Source organism: Brevundimonas sp. CURTG3B2_SDJG (genome assembly GCF_057364705.1).
On the sequence record NZ_JBNFOJ010000339.1, the window covers coordinates 1 to 2849 of the forward strand.

Consider the following 2849-nt stretch of genomic DNA (forward strand, 5'->3'; position numbering starts at 1 on the left):
CAGCCGCACGGCCTGGGGCGACGACCAGGCTGCTGGACAGGAACCACAGCCCGTCCACCACCCCTCGGCCGACATCGGCGAAGGTCAGGCCCGCGCGCGACCGCGCGCGCCAGGCGGCGCCGGCGAGGAGGAGGGCGGCGACGATCCAGAGCAGCCAGCCGATATCGGGGGCGTGCATCACCACCACCCGGCCGAACAGGTCGGAATAGACGGTGTTGCTCGTCCTGGCGGGCAGAGCTTCGGCGCGCAGCAGGGCGTCGGCGGTCTCCAGCGCCTGGGCTCCGATGTGTTGCAGGCTGCCCTGATCCAGCCGCTCGGGGGTGGAGACCGGGGCGTGATACTGTTCGGGCCGGCCGATGAAGGCGAAGTTCACGCCCTGGACGCCCCGGTCCTTGGGAATGGTGAAGTCGGTGCCGTTGGGCATCAGTTCGTAGACGAAGACGGCCAGGGAGTTGGAGGTCACGCCGCCGACGGCCTTCACGCCCGCACGGCCGAACAGGGCGATGGTCTGGCTGTTGCCCCGACCCGTCTCGAACATCATGGCGCGGCCCCCGCCGCCACGGGCCTCGAGGTTCAGGACCGCCCCGATCCGGTCGCGCAGGGGGTGGCCGCCCCAGAAGACGCGGGCGCCGTCCAGACCGATCTCTCGCGGTCGGCAGCAGGAGACCAGGGTCCGGGTCGCGGCCGGCCCCGGGCGCGGATGGCCCGGACGGGCCTCCAGGATCGCGGCGACCCCGGCGGTGTCGTCCGCCGCGCCCGCCGACATGGGTACGGTGTCATAGTGGGCCATCAGGGCCACCGCCGGCAGGGCCGGATCGCGGCCCGGCAGGACGCCGATCAGGTTCGTGGCGCTGTAGTCCGCCGCCGCCGGGTCGCCGCCCATCTCGCGCAGATAGCGGGCCGACCCCTGGGAGATCGGGCCGGTCTGGACTGAGGTCTGCAGACCTAGCTCGGCCATGCGCCGCAGCAGCAGGGCCTGGACCCGCGTGTGGTCGGCCGAGCCGACGGGGTGGGGTCGACGGGCGATGGCGCGCACATCGGCCATCGCGCGTCCGGCGGAGAATGTCGTGGGCGGAGCGTCGGTCGGCGCGGGGCCTGGGACCTGCAGAGTTGCGATCGCGATCAGCAGCGCCAGCGCCAACGATCCGATGAGCCAGACGAGCCGCATCTTCATCCCCCCTCGACCAGACGGAGAGGACGCTAGACCATTTTGCTTCAGGTCGGAACGACCTGAATCCAAAAAATGGTCACGCCTGTATCCTGAGCGAAATCTGAGCCGAGCCGGAGGCGGCCCAACTCGACCGATTTCGCTTAATTCATTCCGGCGGAATCGCGAAGAGGCCGATCAGGCGGCGCGGCGCAGGCTCGTCGGCGACTTGACGAACAGGCCCTTGCGGCCCGCCACGGCGCGGAAGGCGATGCTGTCGCCCTCGATCCGTTCGTCCGGCCCCAGGAACAGGCAGCCGTCGTCGACCAGGCGACGCTCGAGGTTGTCCAGCACGCGGGCGCGCTGGCCCGGCTCCATGTCGTCCAGCACGCTGCGGCAGAAGATGACATCGAAGCGGGTGTTGTCCGCGGGGGCGTCCAACAGGTTGGCGCGGGCGAAGTGCACGGTGGCGCGGAGTTCCGGCCGGGCGATCCAGGCGTCCTCGGCCTGTTCGAACCAGCGCAGCATGGTCTCGGCCTTCAGGCCTCGCTGGATCTCGAAGCCGGTGTAGGCGCCCGTCCGGGCCTTCTCCAGGGCGCGCTGGGACAGGTCGGTGGCGACGATCTCGACCGAGGCCGAAGCCTCCAGCGCCGTCATGGCCACCGACCAGGCCTCTTGGCCGGTGGAGCAGCCGGCCGACCAGACGCGCACCGGCTGGCCCTCGCGGGCGCGGGCCAGCGCCGGCAGGAGCTCGCGGCCGAAGGTGTCGAAGGTCGGGCGGTCCCGTCGGAACCAGGTCTCGGGGTTCAACAGGGCCTCGATCACCGACCAGCCCAGGGACGCCACCGGCTTGGACCATAGCGAGGCCAGCATGGCGTCCACCGTTTCGAAGCCCTCGCGCGCGCCACGGGCCCCAGCCGGTGCTCGGCCAGCTTCATCCGGTCGCGCGTCAGCCGATACCCGGCGCGCGAGGCCATCAGCGACTGCAGGCGTTCGAAGTCTTCAGGCGTCATGGCGGCGACATGGGTTCAGACAGCCCCCACCTCGGCGAATTTCGACGACAGGATCTCGCCGTCGAAAGGCTTCATGACGTAGTCGTCGGCGCCGGCCGACAGGGCCTCGGCGATCCGGTCGGCGCGGGTCTCGATAGTGCAGAACAGGACCTTGGGGTCGCCGCCGCCGGGCAGCGCCCGCAGCCGCCGCAGGAAGGTCATTCCGTCCATCACCGGCATCGACCAGTCCAGCAGGATGACCTCGGGCATCACGCCGGCGCAGAAGGCCAGCGCTTCCGAGCCGTCGGCGGCTTCATCGACTTCGAAGCCCAGCGATTCGACGATGCGTCGGGCGACCTTCCGGATGATCCGGCTGTCATCGACGATCAGACAGGTTCTGGGGGTCAAGATGTCGTCCCGAATACAAGGAGAAACACAACGCCCGCGTGTGTTTCTCGGGCCCCATAATCACCGCGAGCCGGTTAACGAGTCCTTGGGAAACCGGCTTAAGCCTCAGTTAGGCATGCGGGCGGACAACGCCACGCGCCCGTCCTCGACGTCGACGGAGAGGGTTCCGCCGGCGTCGTGGACCGTCAGCCACAGCCAGTAGGGCTGTATCCACTGGCCGGGCAGGCCTTCGGACAGCGGGGGCGCCGGCCAGGCCGGAGGCCGCCTCGGGCTTCAGCCGCGCCCGCGCCCCCTCGGCCCGG

At 70.3% G+C, this 2849-nt stretch carries 3 protein-coding genes; all 3 read right to left on the minus strand.

All coding sequences use genetic code 11. From position 1 onward, the window contains the following. The coding region (locus AC2W7C_RS16185) for a M28 family peptidase (RefSeq protein WP_486002317.1) at positions 1–1174 on the minus strand (1174 nt) is incomplete at its 3' end. Between the two features lie 171 nt (positions 1175–1345). Further along, positions 1346–2020, minus strand: coding sequence for a CheR family methyltransferase (locus AC2W7C_RS16190; protein ID WP_486002318.1), 675 nt, complete (start codon positions 2018–2020; stop codon positions 1346–1348). 155 nt (positions 2021–2175) lie between these two features. Then, positions 2176–2547, minus strand: a complete 372-nt coding sequence (locus AC2W7C_RS16195) for a response regulator (RefSeq protein WP_486002319.1) — start codon at positions 2545–2547, stop codon at positions 2176–2178. Between the last annotated feature and the right edge of the window lie 302 nt (positions 2548–2849).